This window comes from Aurantimicrobium minutum, assembly GCF_029894165.1.
GTDB lineage: Bacteria > Actinomycetota > Actinomycetes > Actinomycetales > Microbacteriaceae > Aurantimicrobium > Aurantimicrobium minutum_A.
Map to the genome: position 1 here is coordinate 1,061,862 of NZ_JARXXU010000001.1, position 15,739 is coordinate 1,077,600.

14 protein-coding genes are annotated in these 15,739 nt (G+C 54.3%); 12 read left to right on the top strand and 2 right to left on the bottom strand.

Annotation, left to right across the window (positions count from 1 at the left end):
- The first annotated feature begins 6 nt into the window (after positions 1-6).
- The 8 genes from M2119_RS05410 to M2119_RS05445 all read left to right on the top strand — a co-directional run bounded on the left by M2119_RS05410 (position 7) and on the right by M2119_RS05445 (position 7,663).
- Complete coding sequence (locus M2119_RS05410) at positions 7-822, top strand: potassium channel family protein (protein WP_280803921.1); 816 nt, start codon at positions 7-9, stop codon at positions 820-822.
- A 23-nt stretch (positions 823-845) separates the two neighbouring features.
- Positions 846-1,247 (top strand): RidA family protein, encoded by a 402-nt coding sequence (locus tag M2119_RS05415; protein WP_280803922.1) that lies wholly within the window; start codon positions 846-848, stop codon positions 1,245-1,247.
- Between the two features lie 53 nt (positions 1,248-1,300).
- Positions 1,301-1,780, top strand: a complete 480-nt coding sequence (locus tag M2119_RS05420; RefSeq protein ID WP_280803923.1) for a heme-degrading domain-containing protein — start codon at positions 1,301-1,303, stop codon at positions 1,778-1,780.
- A gap of 7 nt (positions 1,781-1,787) precedes the next feature.
- Positions 1,788-2,450 (top strand): LysE family translocator, encoded by a 663-nt coding sequence (locus M2119_RS05425; protein ID WP_280804461.1) that lies wholly within the window; start codon positions 1,788-1,790, stop codon positions 2,448-2,450.
- A gap of 237 nt (positions 2,451-2,687) precedes the next feature.
- A complete protein-coding gene (locus tag M2119_RS05430) occupies positions 2,688-3,599 on the top strand; it encodes a DMT family transporter (protein ID WP_280803924.1) in 912 nt (303 codons plus the stop codon).
- 188 nt (positions 3,600-3,787) lie between these two features.
- Positions 3,788-5,221 (top strand): glyceraldehyde-3-phosphate dehydrogenase, encoded by a 1,434-nt coding sequence (locus M2119_RS05435; RefSeq protein ID WP_280803925.1) that lies wholly within the window; start codon positions 3,788-3,790, stop codon positions 5,219-5,221.
- 10 nt (positions 5,222-5,231) lie between these two features.
- Positions 5,232-6,197 carry a DMT family transporter gene (locus M2119_RS05440; RefSeq protein ID WP_280803926.1) on the top strand — a complete coding sequence of 322 codons (966 nt, stop codon included), beginning with the start codon at positions 5,232-5,234 and terminating at the stop codon, positions 6,195-6,197.
- Positions 6,198-6,205: 8 nt separating this feature from the next.
- Positions 6,206-7,663: a cryptochrome/photolyase family protein gene (locus tag M2119_RS05445; protein WP_280803927.1), complete on the top strand. Its 1,458-nt coding sequence runs from the start codon at positions 6,206-6,208 to the stop codon at positions 7,661-7,663.
- Between the two features lie 23 nt (positions 7,664-7,686).
- Here the strand turns inward: M2119_RS05445 and M2119_RS05450 are convergent, their stop codons facing one another.
- Entirely contained in the window at positions 7,687-9,153 is a 1,467-nt protein-coding gene (locus tag M2119_RS05450; protein ID WP_280803928.1) for a DEAD/DEAH box helicase, read from the bottom strand.
- A 364-nt stretch (positions 9,154-9,517) separates the two neighbouring features.
- Here M2119_RS05450 and M2119_RS05455 point away from each other — a divergent pair, with 364 nt between their 5' ends.
- From M2119_RS05455 to M2119_RS05465, 3 genes are all read left to right on the top strand, one after another.
- On the top strand, positions 9,518-10,000 hold the full coding sequence (locus M2119_RS05455; protein ID WP_280803929.1) for an FHA domain-containing protein: 483 nt from the start codon (positions 9,518-9,520) through the stop codon (positions 9,998-10,000).
- Positions 10,001-10,003: 3 nt separating this feature from the next.
- Positions 10,004-10,699, top strand: a complete 696-nt coding sequence (gene ftsR / locus M2119_RS05460) for a transcriptional regulator FtsR (protein ID WP_280803930.1) — start codon at positions 10,004-10,006, stop codon at positions 10,697-10,699.
- 138 nt (positions 10,700-10,837) lie between these two features.
- Positions 10,838-11,383, top strand: a complete 546-nt coding sequence (locus M2119_RS05465) for a MerR family transcriptional regulator (protein WP_280803931.1) — start codon at positions 10,838-10,840, stop codon at positions 11,381-11,383.
- A gap of 52 nt (positions 11,384-11,435) precedes the next feature.
- Here M2119_RS05465 and M2119_RS05470 read toward each other — a convergent pair whose 3' ends face one another.
- Entirely contained in the window at positions 11,436-12,242 is an 807-nt protein-coding gene (locus M2119_RS05470; RefSeq protein WP_280803932.1) for a ParA family protein, read from the bottom strand.
- 74 nt (positions 12,243-12,316) lie between these two features.
- On the opposite strand from M2119_RS05470, the gene M2119_RS05475 reads away from it, so the two are divergent.
- Positions 12,317-15,733 carry a pyruvate carboxylase gene (locus tag M2119_RS05475; RefSeq protein ID WP_280803933.1) on the top strand — a complete coding sequence of 1,139 codons (3,417 nt, stop codon included), beginning with the start codon at positions 12,317-12,319 and terminating at the stop codon, positions 15,731-15,733.
- Positions 15,734-15,739 lie beyond the last annotated feature (6 nt).

Here is a 15,739-nt window from a genome sequence, read left to right on the forward strand (position 1 = left end):
TTCTTCATGGCACTGTCTAGAGACCAGCAGGAAGCACGCTGGGAGAAAGCCACAGCAACACCGCTCTTAATCTTGTCCCTTGTCTTTCTGTTCGACTATGCCATGCCCATTATTAATCCCAATTTGGAACCAGGGTTCTTGCTGTTCTTGGGGATTTCTAACGCCGTTATTTGGCTCGTTTTCGCTGTTGATCTCGCGGGTCGATTCATTTTGGCGGAGCACAAAAAACCATTTGTTAAGCGCAACATCATCATGATTATTTCTGTGGTCTTCCCCTTCTTGCGTTTGCTTCGACTTATTTCTGTGTTGACGATGGGAATGTCGCGCTATGGCGGCAGTACCAGGAACAAGTTCGGTTTCTACGTGCTGGGTGGATCTCTTTTGCTGTGGTTCATCACTGGATTGGCCGTTACGCAGGCAGAACGGGGGACGGAAGGTTCCAACATTGCCGATGTGGGGGATGGCTGGTGGTGGTCGTTGATAACTCTGGCCACGGTTGGATATGGTGACCGTTTCCCGGTGACCCCTGAAGGCCGATTTATTGGTGCGGTCATCGTGATTACAGGTATTGCCCTCCTGGGAACCATCAGCGCGTTCCTGGCTTCGTTCTTGATGGACCCTTCCGGTAAACGTGATGCTGCGATCTTGGAAGACACCGAAAAGTCCAACGCAACAATTTACGACCTCCTCTCTGAAGTGAAAGCACTTCGCGCCGAGGTTCAAGCGCTCTCAGGCTCATCTGGGCCCAAAGAAGCTTCGTCCTCGAAGCCAGCGGCGGTCAAGAAAATTTCCTCCGCAAAGAAACCAGTTTCGAAGAAATAGTTCCTGCTCGCTATCGTTGTCCTATGACATACGAGCGCACTCTCATTTCTTCTGGTTCCGTCTATGAGCCTGTTGTGGGTTACTCCCGCGCCGTGCGCGCGGGGGACTTCGTTTTCATCGCCGGAACCACTGCCGGATCTCCCGATGGCGCCATTGGTGGGAATGACCCTGCGGCTCAGACGCGAGAAATCTTCTCACGGCTTGCCCTCGCACTCGAGCAGGCTGGCGCCACGTTCGGTGACGTCGTTCGCACCCGTATCTATCTGACCAACATCGCTGATTTTGATGCAGTGGGTCGGGTTCATGGCGAATTTTTTGGCGATATTCGCCCAGCCGCAACAGCCGTTGAGGTCAGTGCACTCGCGGCTCCAGACATGCTCGTAGAGATTGATGTTGACGCCATTATTGGCTCAGCTGCGAAGTAACGGTTTCGCAGTGATTGCTGTCTCTTCGTGAGGTAGGAAGATAGGGTGAAACCATGTTTCTTGGTCAACCTGAACTCATTGCAGATATTGCGGTACTGGAAGAGCAGCTAGCGCAGCTTCGTTTTACTTCGCTCAGCCATGAGCAAGCTCTTTCCATTGGGATGGATATTGCAGCCCGTGCAGAAGAACGGGAACTCCCGATCCAGGTTTCGGTGTATCTGGGCGAGCATCACATCTTCCGATACGCATGCGTGGGAACCAACGAAGGAAATGACCAATGGGTGGCTCGGAAGAAAGCCACGGTCTATAAATTCCATGAGCCCACATTCCTTGTCGGCCAGCGCTTTGCGGCACGCGGTGAGGACTTTTATGTCGAGACAGGGCTGCCAGAAGAAATTTATGCCGTTCACGGTGGAGGATTCCCCCTGTTCGTGCAGGATGAATTCGTTGGTGCTGTGTTTGTAAGTGGTATTCCCCACGAAGAGGACCACGCAATGTTGGTTGAGGCACTTTCTTCAGCACTCGAAGACTAAAGCAGTGATGTTCGATCTGTCGGTGCTTCCGGCTTTTCTTGTTGCTGCACTCGTCATTATTTTTTCCCCAGGCGCAGACACTTTTCTGTTGTTGCGTTCGACCGTGCGCGGGGGAATTAAAGACGGTGTGTTGACCATGTTCGGTATATACACGGGAATCGCAGTCCTTTCACTCTTCCTTATCTCGGGAGTAGGACTCGTGATAGCACGAGCTCCCGGAGCGCTGTTTTGGCTCAAGATAGTCGGAGCTCTCTACCTGCTTTTTCTAGCCTTGATGAGCTTCCGCTCAGGCGTGAAGCTTGTACGTCAATTCAACCGGGATGAACTGACCCCCATAGATATCGATGCATCGACAAACAAACGTTCAGCGGGGCCATATCTCCTCGGGTTTCTTACGAACGTGACGAACCCGAAGGTGCTGATCTTTTTTCTCGCATTTTTCCCTCAATTCCTGGGTAAGAGTCAGAACCCTGCACTGCAACTCACGATGTTGTGTGTGGTGTTCGTGGTGGCTTCGGCCTTGTGGCTCATCACCCTCATGTTTGCTGCCTCAGCAATGAGAAAAGTGATGGCCACTACTGGATTCACCATCGCCATGGAATTCGTTGTGGCAATTGTGTTTGCAGTATTGGCCATCACTTTGCTGGTGTCTGGCTTGAGTGTGCACTAGCTCAGATGTAGTGCACAAGAGTTACTCTTTGTAGTTTGCCTTTGCAGAGGCCTTGTCCTTCTTATCTGCGCGCTTCTCTTTCAGAGACTTCGCTGGAGCTGTCTTGCCGCTGCTTTTCTTAATATTCTTTTCGGCCATGATGTTCCCTCCCAGGCAGTCAAGGTGACTGATGTTCGTGAGCCTACGCCTCCCTGCTGTGAACAGAGTGAACGCGCCCAAGACGCCTAGAGTGAAGAGGTGAACTTCCTTCGCCGCAATAACGCTGACATTCTGCTCCTGGGTGTCGCGGCAGTCTGGGGAAGCAGCTATCTCGCGACCAAAGTTCTCACTGTCCATGGAACAGTGTTTGCGATACTTGCTGCACGTTTTCTCATTGCCAGCGTGATTATGGTGATTGTCTGGGGAATTCGCCGAGAGAAGTTTCTCGATCGTCGCGGGCTGCTTATCGCCGTTATCTTCGGCTTCACACAAGCGGCAATTCTGAGTCTTGAAACCTGGGGGGTCGCACTCACGAGCGCGACGAATGCTGGGCTGATTATTTCGATGACAATTGTCTTTACTCCGATTCTTGAATCGGTGTGGATGAAGAAGTGGTTACCCCGGAGCTATTTCGTTGCCGCCACCGTTGCTGTCGTCGGCGTGTTGTTGCTTGTCTCCGCCAACGGTTTACGCGAACTGAACTGGGGTGATGCCCTCATGCTCGCTGCTGCGCTCGTCCGATCGCTCCACGTCACTGCACTGGGACGACTCACCACAGGATTTCAGTATGGATCTGTCAGCATCACGTTGGTTCAAACCGTGGTGTGTGCAGTGTTGTTTGTTGTACTTGATCTGCCTGGGTTAGGAACAAGTTTCCAGAATTTCACCCCGATGGACTGGTTAGATTTGTTCTATCTCGCTGCAGCATGCACAGTTTTTGCATTTTTAGTTCAGCTCTGGGCTGTTCGAAAGACCTCGGCAGCGAGAGTGAGTCTTTTGTTGGGAACCGAACCCATCTGGGCTGTCCTCATTGGGGTCAGTCTGGGATCTGAAACGCTGGGCTGGTTGGGAATCGCGGGAGCCATACTGATTATTGTCGCGAGCTATCGTGCGCAGACCATAGAGCTCAAACATAGAATAGTCCCTGTTCTTTCGTCAGGTCCTGCATAAGCGTCACTTTCTAGAAACTTTCGGAACATAGAAGGTCATGAGTGAGATTCCGGTCCTTTCTCAATTAGGCTTGAGCTACTCCCTCCCCGGATGGCGCAGTTGCCTCTGGAACAAACTCAATAACTGACCTGGTTGCCCGAGACTGCTGCTAGGTTTTCATAAAAAGTTTCAAGGGAGAATCTTCTTTCATGGCACCACACAATGACGCCACCTGGACAGACCGTCAGGCTGTTGCAGAGCAACTCATTCCCCTGATTGGCGGGCTCTACCGTGACAACGGTATTGTCACCTCCATCCACGGTCGTCGCCTCATCAATTCTTCTCCTTTGCAGATTGTCAAAGCTCATCGCTACGCTCGCCACGTGGACGGCCACGAGCTCGACATCAACAAGACCCTCGAGCTGGTACAGGCCATTGTTGCCCTGAACCCAGGTCCCGCATCTATCAATGTTGCTGCAGTCATCGCAGAGCAAGAGGCGTCCGGTAAGTCCATTGCGGACTACACAGCGGAACTCCTCACTCCCGTTGCGGGCAAGGGGCGTCCTGCAACAGCAGAGGACGCCAAGGATGTTGTTCTCTACGGATTTGGCCGTATCGGTCGACTGCTTGCCCGCATCCTTCTGGGTAATGCAGAAAACGGGCGCGGCCCCGTCCTCAAAGCAATTGTGGTGCGCAAGGGTGGCGACCAAGACTTGGTCAAGCGTGCCAGCCTCCTGCGCCGCGACTCGGTTCACGGTCCTTTCAACGGGACTATCACCATCGATGAAGAGAACAACCTGATTATCGCCAACGGCAAGCCCATTCAGGTGATTTACTCCAATGACCCCACCACCGTGGATTACACCGCGTATGGCATCAGCAACGCCATTCTGGTTGATAACACCGGTCGCTGGCGAGATGAACCTGGTCTGGCCCAGCACCTTCAGGCTCAGGGGATTTCTCGTGTCCTGTTGACGGCACCGGGGAAGAGTCCCCTGAAGAATGTGGTCTACGGAATAAACCACGACACCATTACAGCTGAAGACTCGATTATCACCGCGGCCTCCTGCACAACGAACGCCATTACCCCTGTGCTCAAAGTGATCAACGACGCCTACGGTGTGGAATACGGTCACGTGGAAACGGTTCACTCGTACACCAACGACCAGAACCTCATTGATAACTTTCACAAGGGTGATCGCCGAGGCCGCTCAGCAGCCATGAATATGGTCATTACGGAGACGGGTGCTGCAAAGGCTGTAGCGAAGGCACTTCCGGAGTTAGAAGGCAAACTCTCCGGTAACGCCATCCGTGTTCCCACTCCTGATGTCTCCATGGCGATCTTGAACCTCACACTCAGCAAGCCAGTAGAGCGCGACGCGATGAACACCCTGTTGCGTGACGCGTCGTTGAAGTCGAACCTGCGCAACCAGATTGACTACATCGAAAGCCCCGAGGTCGTCTCAACTGACTTTGTGGGATCGAACCGTGCAGGAATCGTTGATGGCCTGGCCACTATTGCTAATGGCAAAAATGTCATCCTCTATGTCTGGTATGACAACGAATATGGCTACAGCCACCAGGTTGTGCGCGTGATTCAAGAACTGGCTGGACTCCACCCACCCAAGTTCCCCACTCGCTAGTCTGAGAACTATGACAACGACACCTCGCGCCAGTTATGGCGGGGGTGTTGTTGCATTGTTGGTTGCCTGCACGCTGTGGGGAACCACAGGGATGGCGGCCAGTTTTATTCCGGGTATCAGCCCCATTGCCATCGGTGCATCCACGATGGGAATCGGTGGACTCATCCTGGGCCTCACTGCACTTTCTGGCGTCTGGGTCGTCTCCAAAAGCATCGGAACGTTACCGCTTGTGCTGTTGGGTTCACTGGGCCTCGTTGCCTACAGCACGGTGTTTTATATCGGAATGAGCTGGTCGGGTGTTGCGTTGGGTAACGTCATTGCGTTGGGCTCTGCTCCACTTTTTGCAGGTCTCATCGAATGGCTCGTTGATAAGCAACGTCCAAGTTGGCGTTGGCTTGTTGCAACGGCCATCACTGTTGCCGGCGGGGTGATGTTGGTTGCTGGGCGAAGCTTCGGTGCGGACGATCACAAAATAGTTGGAGATGCCACCCGCATTGACCGAGACCCCATGATCATCGGTTGGGGAATTGTTCTGGCTTTGGTTGCTGGCCTCTCCTATGCGCTCTATACCTTCATGGCGAACAAGCTCATGAAACCCCATGCAGATCGTCCACAAGGGCTGGGTCATCGACCTGTTATTTCAACCATTCAATTGGTATCTGCAGCCCCACTGGGTGTTCTGCTGGTGATTGTGATTCTTCTCAATCCGCACGCTTTTACGCAGCAAACCCTGGCCATTCCTGTCATGCTCTATCTCGCCTTGTTTCCCACGGCAGTGGGGCATCTGCTGCTTGCAGTTGGGCTGGGCGCCATGCCTGCCTCCCGGGCAGCTGTCTATACATTGTTTGAACCTGTTGTCGCCGTTGTTCTCGCCGTATTAGTCGTCGGCGAAGTGATTGCACCTATTGGCTGGGCGGGACTTGTAGTAGTTCTGGTTGGTCTTGCAGTTTTGACGCAAGAGAAAAGGTCGCCATGAGATGGTTGATGGCCGATCAATTGGGGCCACATTTCGACGACGGAGGCGATGTGCTTCTTATTGAAGCCAAGGCTGTCCTTGCTCGTCGCCCCTATCACTGGGCTAAGGCACATCTCATTCTTTCTGCGCTGAGACATCGTGCGGCAGAACTTGGTGAACGTGCGCGCTATGTTCGGGCAGATCATTACCGTGATGTGTTGCGTCCCCTTCTGGACTCCGGCGAAACTCTCGACGTCATCAACCCCACAAGTTGGGGGAGTCGCGCTTTGGTTCAGGAGTTCAACATCCCCACGGTTCCCAGCCGCGGATTTGTCAGTTCAGAAGAGTTTTTTCAGAACTGGGCTGCAGGGAAAAAAGCAGGAACCCTCAAGCTAGAAAATTACTATCGACATTGGCGTGACACCACCGGCATCTTGATGGAGGGCTTTCAGCCGGCCGGTGGGCAATACAACTACGACCACGACAATCGTCAACCTCCCCCCAAAGGAGCCTCAAACTTAGGGCTTCCTGCACCGTGGTCTCCCCAGGAAGATGACATTGATGCCCAAGTTCGTCAGGATCTTCGTGAGTGGGTTGATTCTGGAGAGATTACTCTTTTAGGCCGAGAGGGCCCTCGCCGTTGTGCCGTCACGCATGCTGAAGCTCGTGAGGCCTTGAGCGATTTCATCGAAACACGTTTGATGGACTTCGGGCCTTTTGAGGATGCGAGTTTGCTCGGCGACGATGTTATGGCGCATTCGATGCTCAGCGTTCCCCTGAATTTAGGACTTCTTGATCCCCGCGAAGTTATCGATGAATGTGTTGCTGCTTACCACCGCGGGGATGCGCCCTTAGGCAGTGTGGAAGCAGTCGTGCGACAAATTGCGGGGTGGCGAGACTGGGTGTGGCACTTGTATTGGCATCTGGGGCCAGAGTATGTCGAGAGCAGCAATTACCTCAGTGCACATGAACCGCTTCCTCCACAGTTCTGGGAGTTGTCGGGAGAAAATGTATCCGCTGCCTGCATGAAACACGTTCTCGCTACCGTTGGTGACACCGGCTATGCCCACCATATACAGCGCCTTATGATCCTGGGTAACTGGTCTCTTCAGCGTGGTTATAACCCACAAGAATTGAACGAGTGGTTTACAGATGCCTTTGTTGACGGCACCCCGTGGGTGATGCCCGCCAATGTTATTGGAATGAGCCAACATGCAGACGGTGGACTTGTCGCGACTAAACCGTATTCCTCAGGTGGTGCCTACATCAACTCAATGTCCGACTTCTGTGTTGCGTGTCCGTTCAACCCTAAAGTGCGGCTCGGAGAAAACGCCTGTCCGTTTACAGCGGGATATTGGAGTTTTTTGCACCGCGTAGAACCTCTTATTCGAGGTAATCACCGGATGGCGCAACCGCTCGCAGGAATGCGAAAACTTGCCGATCTTGACGCAGTGGTGGAACAAGAAAAGCTTCGAACCCACTGGTGAGTTCGAAGCTTTTCTTCTGATTGTTATCTGCCCTGAGGGCGTCCAGCGCGTTGGCGCTGTCCGCCACCTGCTGCAGTGCCGTAAGAGCGTGAGCCACTATTTGTACTGGGCTTATTGGCGCCAGTGCGACGTGTGCCGTTCTCGTTCGCGGGGGGACGACCTGAACGGTCACGAGCAGGCTGACCTTCACGGGTTACGCGTTGAGGGCGACCTCCTTGAGCCTCTCGGAGTGCACGTTTGCGCTGCGCATTCTTTCCGTTGGAGTTTCCGTTACCGCCCTGAGGTTTTACATCTCGGGGAGAGGGCTTGACGTAGGGAGCGATGTCACCGGTCAGCTCGAGAACCTCTGGAGATTCAGCGTTGACTTTTTGAGGTACTACATCGATAGCTGCCTTTTTGAGAAGTGCCGCAACATCTTTTTGCTGTGTAGGGAGACAAATGGTGACAACGTCACCTTCTGCACCTGCGCGGGCCGTGCGTCCAGAGCGGTGGAGGTATGCCTTATGTTCCATCGGTGGGTCAACGTGAATCACGAGATCAACGTTGTCGACGTGGACACCGCGGGCTGCGACATCTGTTGCGACGAGAACTTTGACAGAGCCTTCGCTAAATGCTGCCAGGTTACGGTCACGTGCGGGCTGTGAAAGATTACCGTGCAGATCAACCGCAGGAATCCCTGCGTCTGTTAATGCCTTGGCAAGCTTCTTGGCGTGGTGCTTGGTGCGCATGAACAAGATGCGACGGCCAGTACCAGATGCCAGCTTGTAGACGAGATCTTTTTTGGCGTCGTTTCCGCTTGTTTCAAAAACGTGATGTGTCATCGCAGCAACGGGGGAGTTGGCCTCATCGACAGAGTGCAGAACTTCATTGTGGAGGAATTGTGTGACCAGTTTGTCAACGCCGTTGTCGAGAGTTGCGGAAAAGAGCAAGCGCTGACCACCGGATGGGGTTGCTTTGAGGATTTTCGTCACTACGGGCAGGAAGCCGAGGTCTGCCATGTGGTCGGCCTCATCAAGCACAGTGATTTCGATGGCGTCGAGGTGGAGCAAACCCTGCTTCATGAGATCTTCAAGTCGACCAGGTGTTGCCACCACAATGTCCACTCCTTCTTTGAGCGCTGCCACCTGACGACTCTGAGAGACACCGCCAAAAATGGTGGTGACCCGTAGGTCATACGCATCAGCCAGGGGAGCCATGGTGTTGGTGATCTGCGTGGCCAGTTCGCGGGTCGGCGCGAGGACAAGTCCAAGTGGTCGGCCGGCACGGCGACGGCCACCGGCTAGGGTTCCGCCCAGACGCGCGACCATAGGGATGCTGAAGGCGAGGGTCTTGCCCGAACCCGTCTTCCCACGACCCAGGACGTCTCGTCCTGCAAGCGTGTCAGGAAGAGTGTCAACCTGAATGGGGAAGGGGGAATCGATTCCAGAAGAAGTCAGCACAGTAACGAGGGGTGTAGGTACACCCAGGGTGGAAAAAGTCTGAGTAGACATAAATATTTACCTTTGAAAAAATCCAGGCGCTGCGCACAGCATGAAACTTGTCGCAGGCATGCAACGCACTGACGTCAAGTTAAACCGGGATAACTGGCGAAGGCATCAGGTGATGCATCCGTTCGCCGATGAAAAATATCAACCGATTTCGGTGAGGGAAGCGTTCTATCGACGCAGGGAACGAAACATGTCGTTCACAAGATGTGTCTAGTCTACCGCAAGAGTTGATGGGAATATCCAGGGTGCTTCTTATAGCTCATCTTCAGTGCATTGCGCGATGAACTTCCACCAGCTGGTCATATTTCTTTGCGTATTTTGCGCAGGGAAAAAGTCCACTAATGTGGTGAAGTACGAAAGGGGAAAAGTGAACAATTCACACCAAGGCGACGGCGCCACATCGGCCCCCTCCTCGACCCCCTCACCCGATCAGACCGCAACGTTTTCGCAGGCATTTATTGATCAGGTTCGTTCTCTCGAAGCAGTAGATGTTTCACCTGAAGAACAAGAAGCGATTGCTGCTCTTCCCGGTGGTCATGCACTTCTTATCGTTCGTCGCGGTCCAAGCCAAGGCTCTCGTTTCCTTTTGGATGTTGACGTGACAACCTGCGGTCGTCACCCTGATTCTGATATTTTCCTCGACGACGTCACTGTTTCGCGTCGTCACGCAGAATTCCGTCGCAACGGATCTGTTTTTGAGGTCCGTGACCTCGGTTCTCTCAATGGTACGTATTTCGAGGGTGAGCGCATCGAGCGTCATACTCTCAAAGACGGGCAAGAAGTTCAGGTAGGAAAATTCCACCTCACCTTCTTTGCATCCCGTGTTGACCTGGCTCGAGGTGTGATCTAAACAATGGCAACAGCAGCACGTAAAGCGTCTCCCGCGCGCGGACTTCTCAGCATTGGCCAGGTCTTGGCCAAGATATCTCCGGATTTCCCAGACCTGACCCCGTCAAAGCTTCGCTTCCTCGAAGAGCAGGGTTTAATTACCCCCGAGCGCACCCCTTCCGGTTATCGCAAGTTCTCTGTTGAACACGTCGATCGTCTTCGCTTGATTTTGACCATGCAGCGAGATCACTATCTTCCTCTCAAGGTGATTCGTCAGCACCTCGATGAAATTGATGCGGGCAACACCCCTGCGCTCCCGAACGCACAAAGCTTGTCCGCAGACTCTCTGCTTTCCACCCCCACTCGGTACACGCGGGAAGAATTCGTTCGAGCGTGTGGCGCTAGTTTGAATCTTCTTCAAGATGCAGTTTCGGCGGGGATGCTCGAGCCTGCTGATTCCTACGCAGAGGAACACCTCGTGGTTTTTTCTGCGCTTGTCGAACTCCAGCGCTCGGGTATTGAACCTCGCCACTTGCGCACCATGCGCGCAGCTGCGGAACGTGAGTATTCACTGATTGAACGTGCGTTGGTTCCTGTGAGCCACCGTCAGGATGCTGCGAGTCAGGCCCGTTCTATCGAGCGTGCACACGAGATTTCACGCCATATTGAAGTGATTCGTTCGCAGATGTTGCGCCACGTCATCACTCAGCAATCGCGGTAAACACGCTATTGCGACACGCCGAATAGCGTGTGAAGCTTTAAATCCCCGACACGATTAACAACTGTCGATAAGTTGGGGGATACAAACTCTCAATAACAACTTGAGACTTAGGTTGTTGATCACTAGTAAGGGCCGGACATGAACGAATTGAACCGCAGCGCCGATGAGCGCTACGAGCTCGACGTATTGTTCAGCGACGGCATGCCTGAACGCGATGAGAATGCCGGCTACCGCGGTGCCGAGGCAGCCAAGGCTGCTGGAATCACCTACCGCCAGCTTGACTACTGGGCTCGCACCGAATTGGTTGTTCCTACCGTTCGTGACGCTGCTGGTTCGGGATCACAGCGACTCTATGGGTTCCGCGACATTTTGGTGTTGAAGCTTGTTAAGCGTTTGCTGGACACAGGTATCTCCCTGCAGCAGATCCGTGCTGCCGTTGAACAGCTTCGTTCTGCGGGTATCTATGACCTCGCACAGACCACTCTGATGAGTGATGGCGCCAGCATCTATCTCTGCACCACCAATGATGAGGTCATCGACCTCGTCAGCCGCGGCCAGGGTGTATTTGGCATTGCTATTGGCAAAGTTCTGCGTGAAGTGGAGACCAGCTTGGTTGAGATTACTTCGGCAGCGTCTGATGCATCTGATGAGCTTGCTGCTCGTCGTGCACGCAAAGTCAGCTAGAGCTACCTTTCATTGACGTCACCCCAGGACGTCAACATTTCAGCATCTCTAACTAGCTGTGTGGTGCGTATTCGCCGATTTTTCCCGCGCGGGAGACGCGGTTAAGGAGCTGATCAAAGTTTCTGGCCATGTCGGCTGCCGCCTCACCGGGCCACGCATGCACGGGACGTGCGGCTCCTTGCGCCTGTTGGAGCGAGGTGCGTTCAGGCAGCTGAGGTTGAAGAACGAGTGGGCCAAACATGTCTCGCAGTTCTTGAATACGGAACTGATGTTCAAGCGATTGTGACCGCACACGGTTGATAATCAGTCCGAGTGGCTGAAGTCGTGGACTGAGACCACGACGCACTTCTTCAATAGCTCGCAAGGCACGGTCAGCTGCAGCGACAGAGAACAGACCAGGCTCAGTCACAACCACAACGCGGTCAGAAGCGGCCCAGGCGGTTCGTGTGAGGGCGTTCAGGCTTGGTGCACAGTCAATCAGCACGAGGTCATATTCTGTCTCGACAGTGGCCAATGCTTCTTCCAAGCGCCACACCTCACGAGCGGTGGGGTGGGGGCCATCGAAGTTCACCGCAGAGGGGCTTCCGATCATGACGTCAATCGGGGCATGACCAGGGGCAGACCAGCCGGCAGGCGCGATAGCTTGACGAACGGTCTTGAGATTGGGGTGTGCGAGGACATCTGCGACGCTGAGGTGGTTACGCGTGTCCACCCCGAGGCCAGTGGACACATCAGACTGAGGGTCAAAATCCACCACGAGGGTTCGAAGATTTGCTGCAAAAGCAGCTGATGCCAGACCGAGGGTGACCGTTGTTTTACCAACGCCACCCTTAAGGGAGCTAATACTGAGCACGTGCACGAGCACAAGGTTACCTTCACTAAGCTGGGAGTACCTAACTGCGAACCGATGCTGGCGGCATTCGAAGGGGTCATATGTTCAAGAAAATATTGGTTGCTAACCGTGGCGAAATCGCCATCCGTGCCTTTCGTGCGGCTGTGGAGCTTGGCGCTAAAACCGTAGCTGTCTTCCCCGAAGAGGATAGAAGCTCACTTCATCGGCAAAAAGCCGACGAGGCCTATCAAATCGGCGAACCTGGTCATCCTGTTCGTGCCTATCTTGATGTCTCGGAAATTATTCGTGTTGCGAAACTATCCGGTGCGGATGCAATCTACCCGGGCTATGGTTTCCTCTCCGAGAATCCTGAGTTAGCACAGGCTGCTGCCGACAACGGCATTACATTCATCGGTCCACCGGCACATGTGTTGGAGATGGCCGGTAACAAGGTGACGGCAAAAGAACACGCTATTGCAGCCGGTGTTCCCGTGCTCAAGTCAACTCCTGCAACGACGGATATAGACGCTTTGCTTGCAGGTGCGGATGCAATCGGATTCCCGATCTTTGCCAAGGCAGTAGCTGGCGGGGGCGGGCGCGGTATGCGTCGCGTGGAGACGATGGAAGAACTCCGTCCCGCTCTCGAAGCTGCTATGCGTGAGGCTGAAAGTGCCTTTGGAGACGGCCGAATGTTCCTTGAGCAAGCCGTCCTGCGACCTCGCCACATTGAAGTTCAAATCTTGGCAGATAGCCAAGGGGAGACCATCCACCTTTTCGAACGTGACTGCTCTGTTCAGCGTCGACACCAAAAAGTTGTGGAGATTGCTCCTGCGCCCAACATCTCTGACGAGTTGCGTGCTGCTTTGCACCGTGATGCGGTCGCTTTTGCGCGCTCGATCGGCTACCAGAACGCGGGAACTGTGGAGTTCCTTGTTGACACGGCCGGTGAACGTGCCGGTGAACATGTCTTTATCGAGATGAACCCACGCATCCAGGTGGAACACACCGTCACCGAAGAAGTTACCGATGTCGACCTCGTCCAGTCCCAGATGCGTATCGCTTCGGGGGAGTCACTCGATGACCTCGGGCTTCACCAAGAAGATGTCCACGTGCGTGGTTACGCCCTGCAGTGTCGCATCACAACGGAAGATCCGGCACAGGGATTCCGCCCCGACACGGGCAAGATCACGACCTACCGTTCACCCGGTGGTGCCGGCATTCGTCTCGACGGTGGAACTGTGAGCCCAGGCGCACAAATCAGTCCTCACTTCGACTCTATGCTGACCAAGCTCACCTGCCGCGGACGCACATACAAAGCCGCTGTGGACCGTTCTCGTCGTGCGCTGGCGGAGTTCCGAATTCGCGGTGTCTCTACGAACATTCCCTTCTTGCAGGGTGTGCTCGATGACGCCGAGTTCCAAGCTGGTGATCTTTCCACCAGCTTCATTGATGAACGGCCCCATTTGCTCACTGGCCGTGAATCTAAAGACCGTGGAACAAAGATCCTCAACTGGGTTACTGACGTCACGGTCAACAAGCCCAATGGTCCTCGCCCAGTGGGCGCCGATCCTGTGAGCAAACTCCCGCGTATTGACCTGTCTGAACCGGCACCTGCAGGAAGCCGTCAGGCACTCTTAGAACTTGGTCCTGCCGGTTTCGCTGCTGCCCTGCGGCAGCAGAAAGCCGTCGCAGTGACGGAAACCACGTTCCGTGATGCGCACCAGTCCCTTTTGGCAACCCGTGTGCGTACGAAGGACTTGGTCAATGTTGCCCCATACGTTGCCCGCATGACCCCTCAACTCCTCTCCGTGGAGGCATGGGGCGGGGCAACCTATGATGTTGCGCTTCGTTTCTTGGGTGAAGATCCCTGGGAGCGTTTGGCTAAATTGCGTGCGGCATTGCCGAACATCGCCATCCAGATGCTTCTTCGAGGCCGAAACACTGTCGGCTACACGCCCTACCCAGAAGAAGTCACGAAAGCCTTCATTCAAGAAGCTGCAGCAACGGGTGTTGATATCTTCCGCATCTTTGATGCTCTCAATGACGTGAACCAGATGCGTCCCGCTATTGAAGCGGTACGAGAAACAGGGACCACCATTGCCGAAGTAGCGGTCTGCTACACCGGCAACCTGCTGGACCCTGCCGAGGATAAGTACACCCTTGAGTACTACCTTGGTCTCGCTGATGAGATAGTCGCAGCAGGTGCACACATTCTCGCGATCAAGGACATGGCGGGCCTGTTGCGTCCGGCAGCTGCCGCCAAGCTTGTCACAGCTTTCCGTCAGCGCTATGACCTTCCCGTTCACGTGCACACCCACGACACCGCTGGCGGCCAGCTGGCCACACTTTTGGCTGCAGCTGCGGCTGGTGCCGACGCCGTGGACGTCGCGTCTGCACCGATGTCTGGGACAACCAGTCAGCCCAGTGCTTCGGCGCTTGTCGCTGCACTGGCCAACACAGAGCGAGACACCGGATTAGACCTCAACGCGATTTGTGACCTAGAGCCGTATTGGGAAGCAGTCCGCAATATCTATAAGCCCTTCGAGTCGGGACTTCCTGCGCCCACCGGTCGTGTCTACCATCACGAAATTCCTGGAGGCCAGCTGTCCAACCTGCGCCAGCAGGCCATTGCGCTGGGCCTTGCGGATGATTTCGAGCTGGTTGAAGACATGTATGCCGCGGCCAATAAGATCCTGGGTCGTGTCCCTAAGGTGACCCCATCCTCCAAGGTTGTTGGCGACTTAGCGCTTCACTTGGCTGCGGTTAAAGCAGATCCAGCCGATTTTGAAGCCAATCCTCAGAAGTACGACATCCCTGATTCAGTCATTGGCTTCATGGCTGGAGAACTCGGCGATATCCCCGGTGGTTGGCCCGAGCCCTTCCGCAGCAAAGTGCTGGAAGGAAAGACCATCAACATTGAAGTCACTGCGTTGACCGAGGAAGAACGTGCTGGTTTGAATGCCGGTTCAGCGTCGCGTCGTGCCACGTTGAACCGTTTACTCTTCCCGGTTCCGACGAGGACGTTTGAGCAAACTCAAGAAAAGTTTGGAGATCTTTCCGTACTCGACACGGTTGACTATCTGTATGGGCTTGATCAACATGGTGAACATGTTGTCGACCTGGGTGCGGGTGTTCGCCTCTATGTTGGCCTGGAGGCTATTGGTGGAGTCGACCCCAAGGGTATGAGAACTGTGATGACCACACTCAACGGTCAACTCCGTCCGGTCTTCGTTCGTGACCGCTCTGTAGAAGTCAGCACGAAGAGTGCAGAAAAAGCAGTTCTTACCGAAGCTGGACATGTTGCGGCCCCGTTTGCTGGCGTTGTCACCATCAAGGTGGAAGCAGGTCAGACTGTTGCTGCGGGTGATCCTGTTGCGTCCATTGAGGCGATGAAAATGGAGGCAGCCATTACTGCCACTATTACCGGTCGAGTGGAGCGGGTGTCTTTCCAGAAGTCACAACAGGTTGAAGCAGGAGATTTGATTGCGGTAATCACCCCAATTACCCCCGCAAATTAGTGAGTG

What these genes read in the sequence shown, in the direction of transcription:
- M2119_RS05410 (WP_280803921.1), top strand. Translation starts at nt 7, where the DNA reads ATGGCACTGTCTAGAGACCAGCAGGAAGCACGCTGGGAGAAAGCCACA.
- M2119_RS05415 (WP_280803922.1), top strand. Translation starts at nt 846, where the DNA reads ATGACATACGAGCGCACTCTCATTTCTTCTGGTTCCGTCTATGAGCCT.
- M2119_RS05420 (WP_280803923.1), top strand. Translation starts at nt 1,301, where the DNA reads ATGTTTCTTGGTCAACCTGAACTCATTGCAGATATTGCGGTACTGGAA.
- M2119_RS05425 (WP_280804461.1), top strand. Translation starts at nt 1,788, where the DNA reads ATGTTCGATCTGTCGGTGCTTCCGGCTTTTCTTGTTGCTGCACTCGTC.
- M2119_RS05435 (WP_280803925.1), top strand. Translation starts at nt 3,788, where the DNA reads ATGGCACCACACAATGACGCCACCTGGACAGACCGTCAGGCTGTTGCA.
- M2119_RS05440 (WP_280803926.1), top strand. Translation starts at nt 5,232, where the DNA reads ATGACAACGACACCTCGCGCCAGTTATGGCGGGGGTGTTGTTGCATTG.
- M2119_RS05445 (WP_280803927.1), top strand. Translation starts at nt 6,206, where the DNA reads ATGGCCGATCAATTGGGGCCACATTTCGACGACGGAGGCGATGTGCTT.
- M2119_RS05450 (WP_280803928.1), bottom strand. Translation starts at nt 9,153, where the DNA reads ATGTCTACTCAGACTTTTTCCACCCTGGGTGTACCTACACCCCTCGTT.
- ftsR (WP_280803930.1), top strand. Translation starts at nt 10,004, where the DNA reads ATGGCAACAGCAGCACGTAAAGCGTCTCCCGCGCGCGGACTTCTCAGC.
- M2119_RS05465 (WP_280803931.1), top strand. Translation starts at nt 10,838, where the DNA reads ATGAACGAATTGAACCGCAGCGCCGATGAGCGCTACGAGCTCGACGTA.
- M2119_RS05475 (WP_280803933.1), top strand. Translation starts at nt 12,317, where the DNA reads ATGTTCAAGAAAATATTGGTTGCTAACCGTGGCGAAATCGCCATCCGT.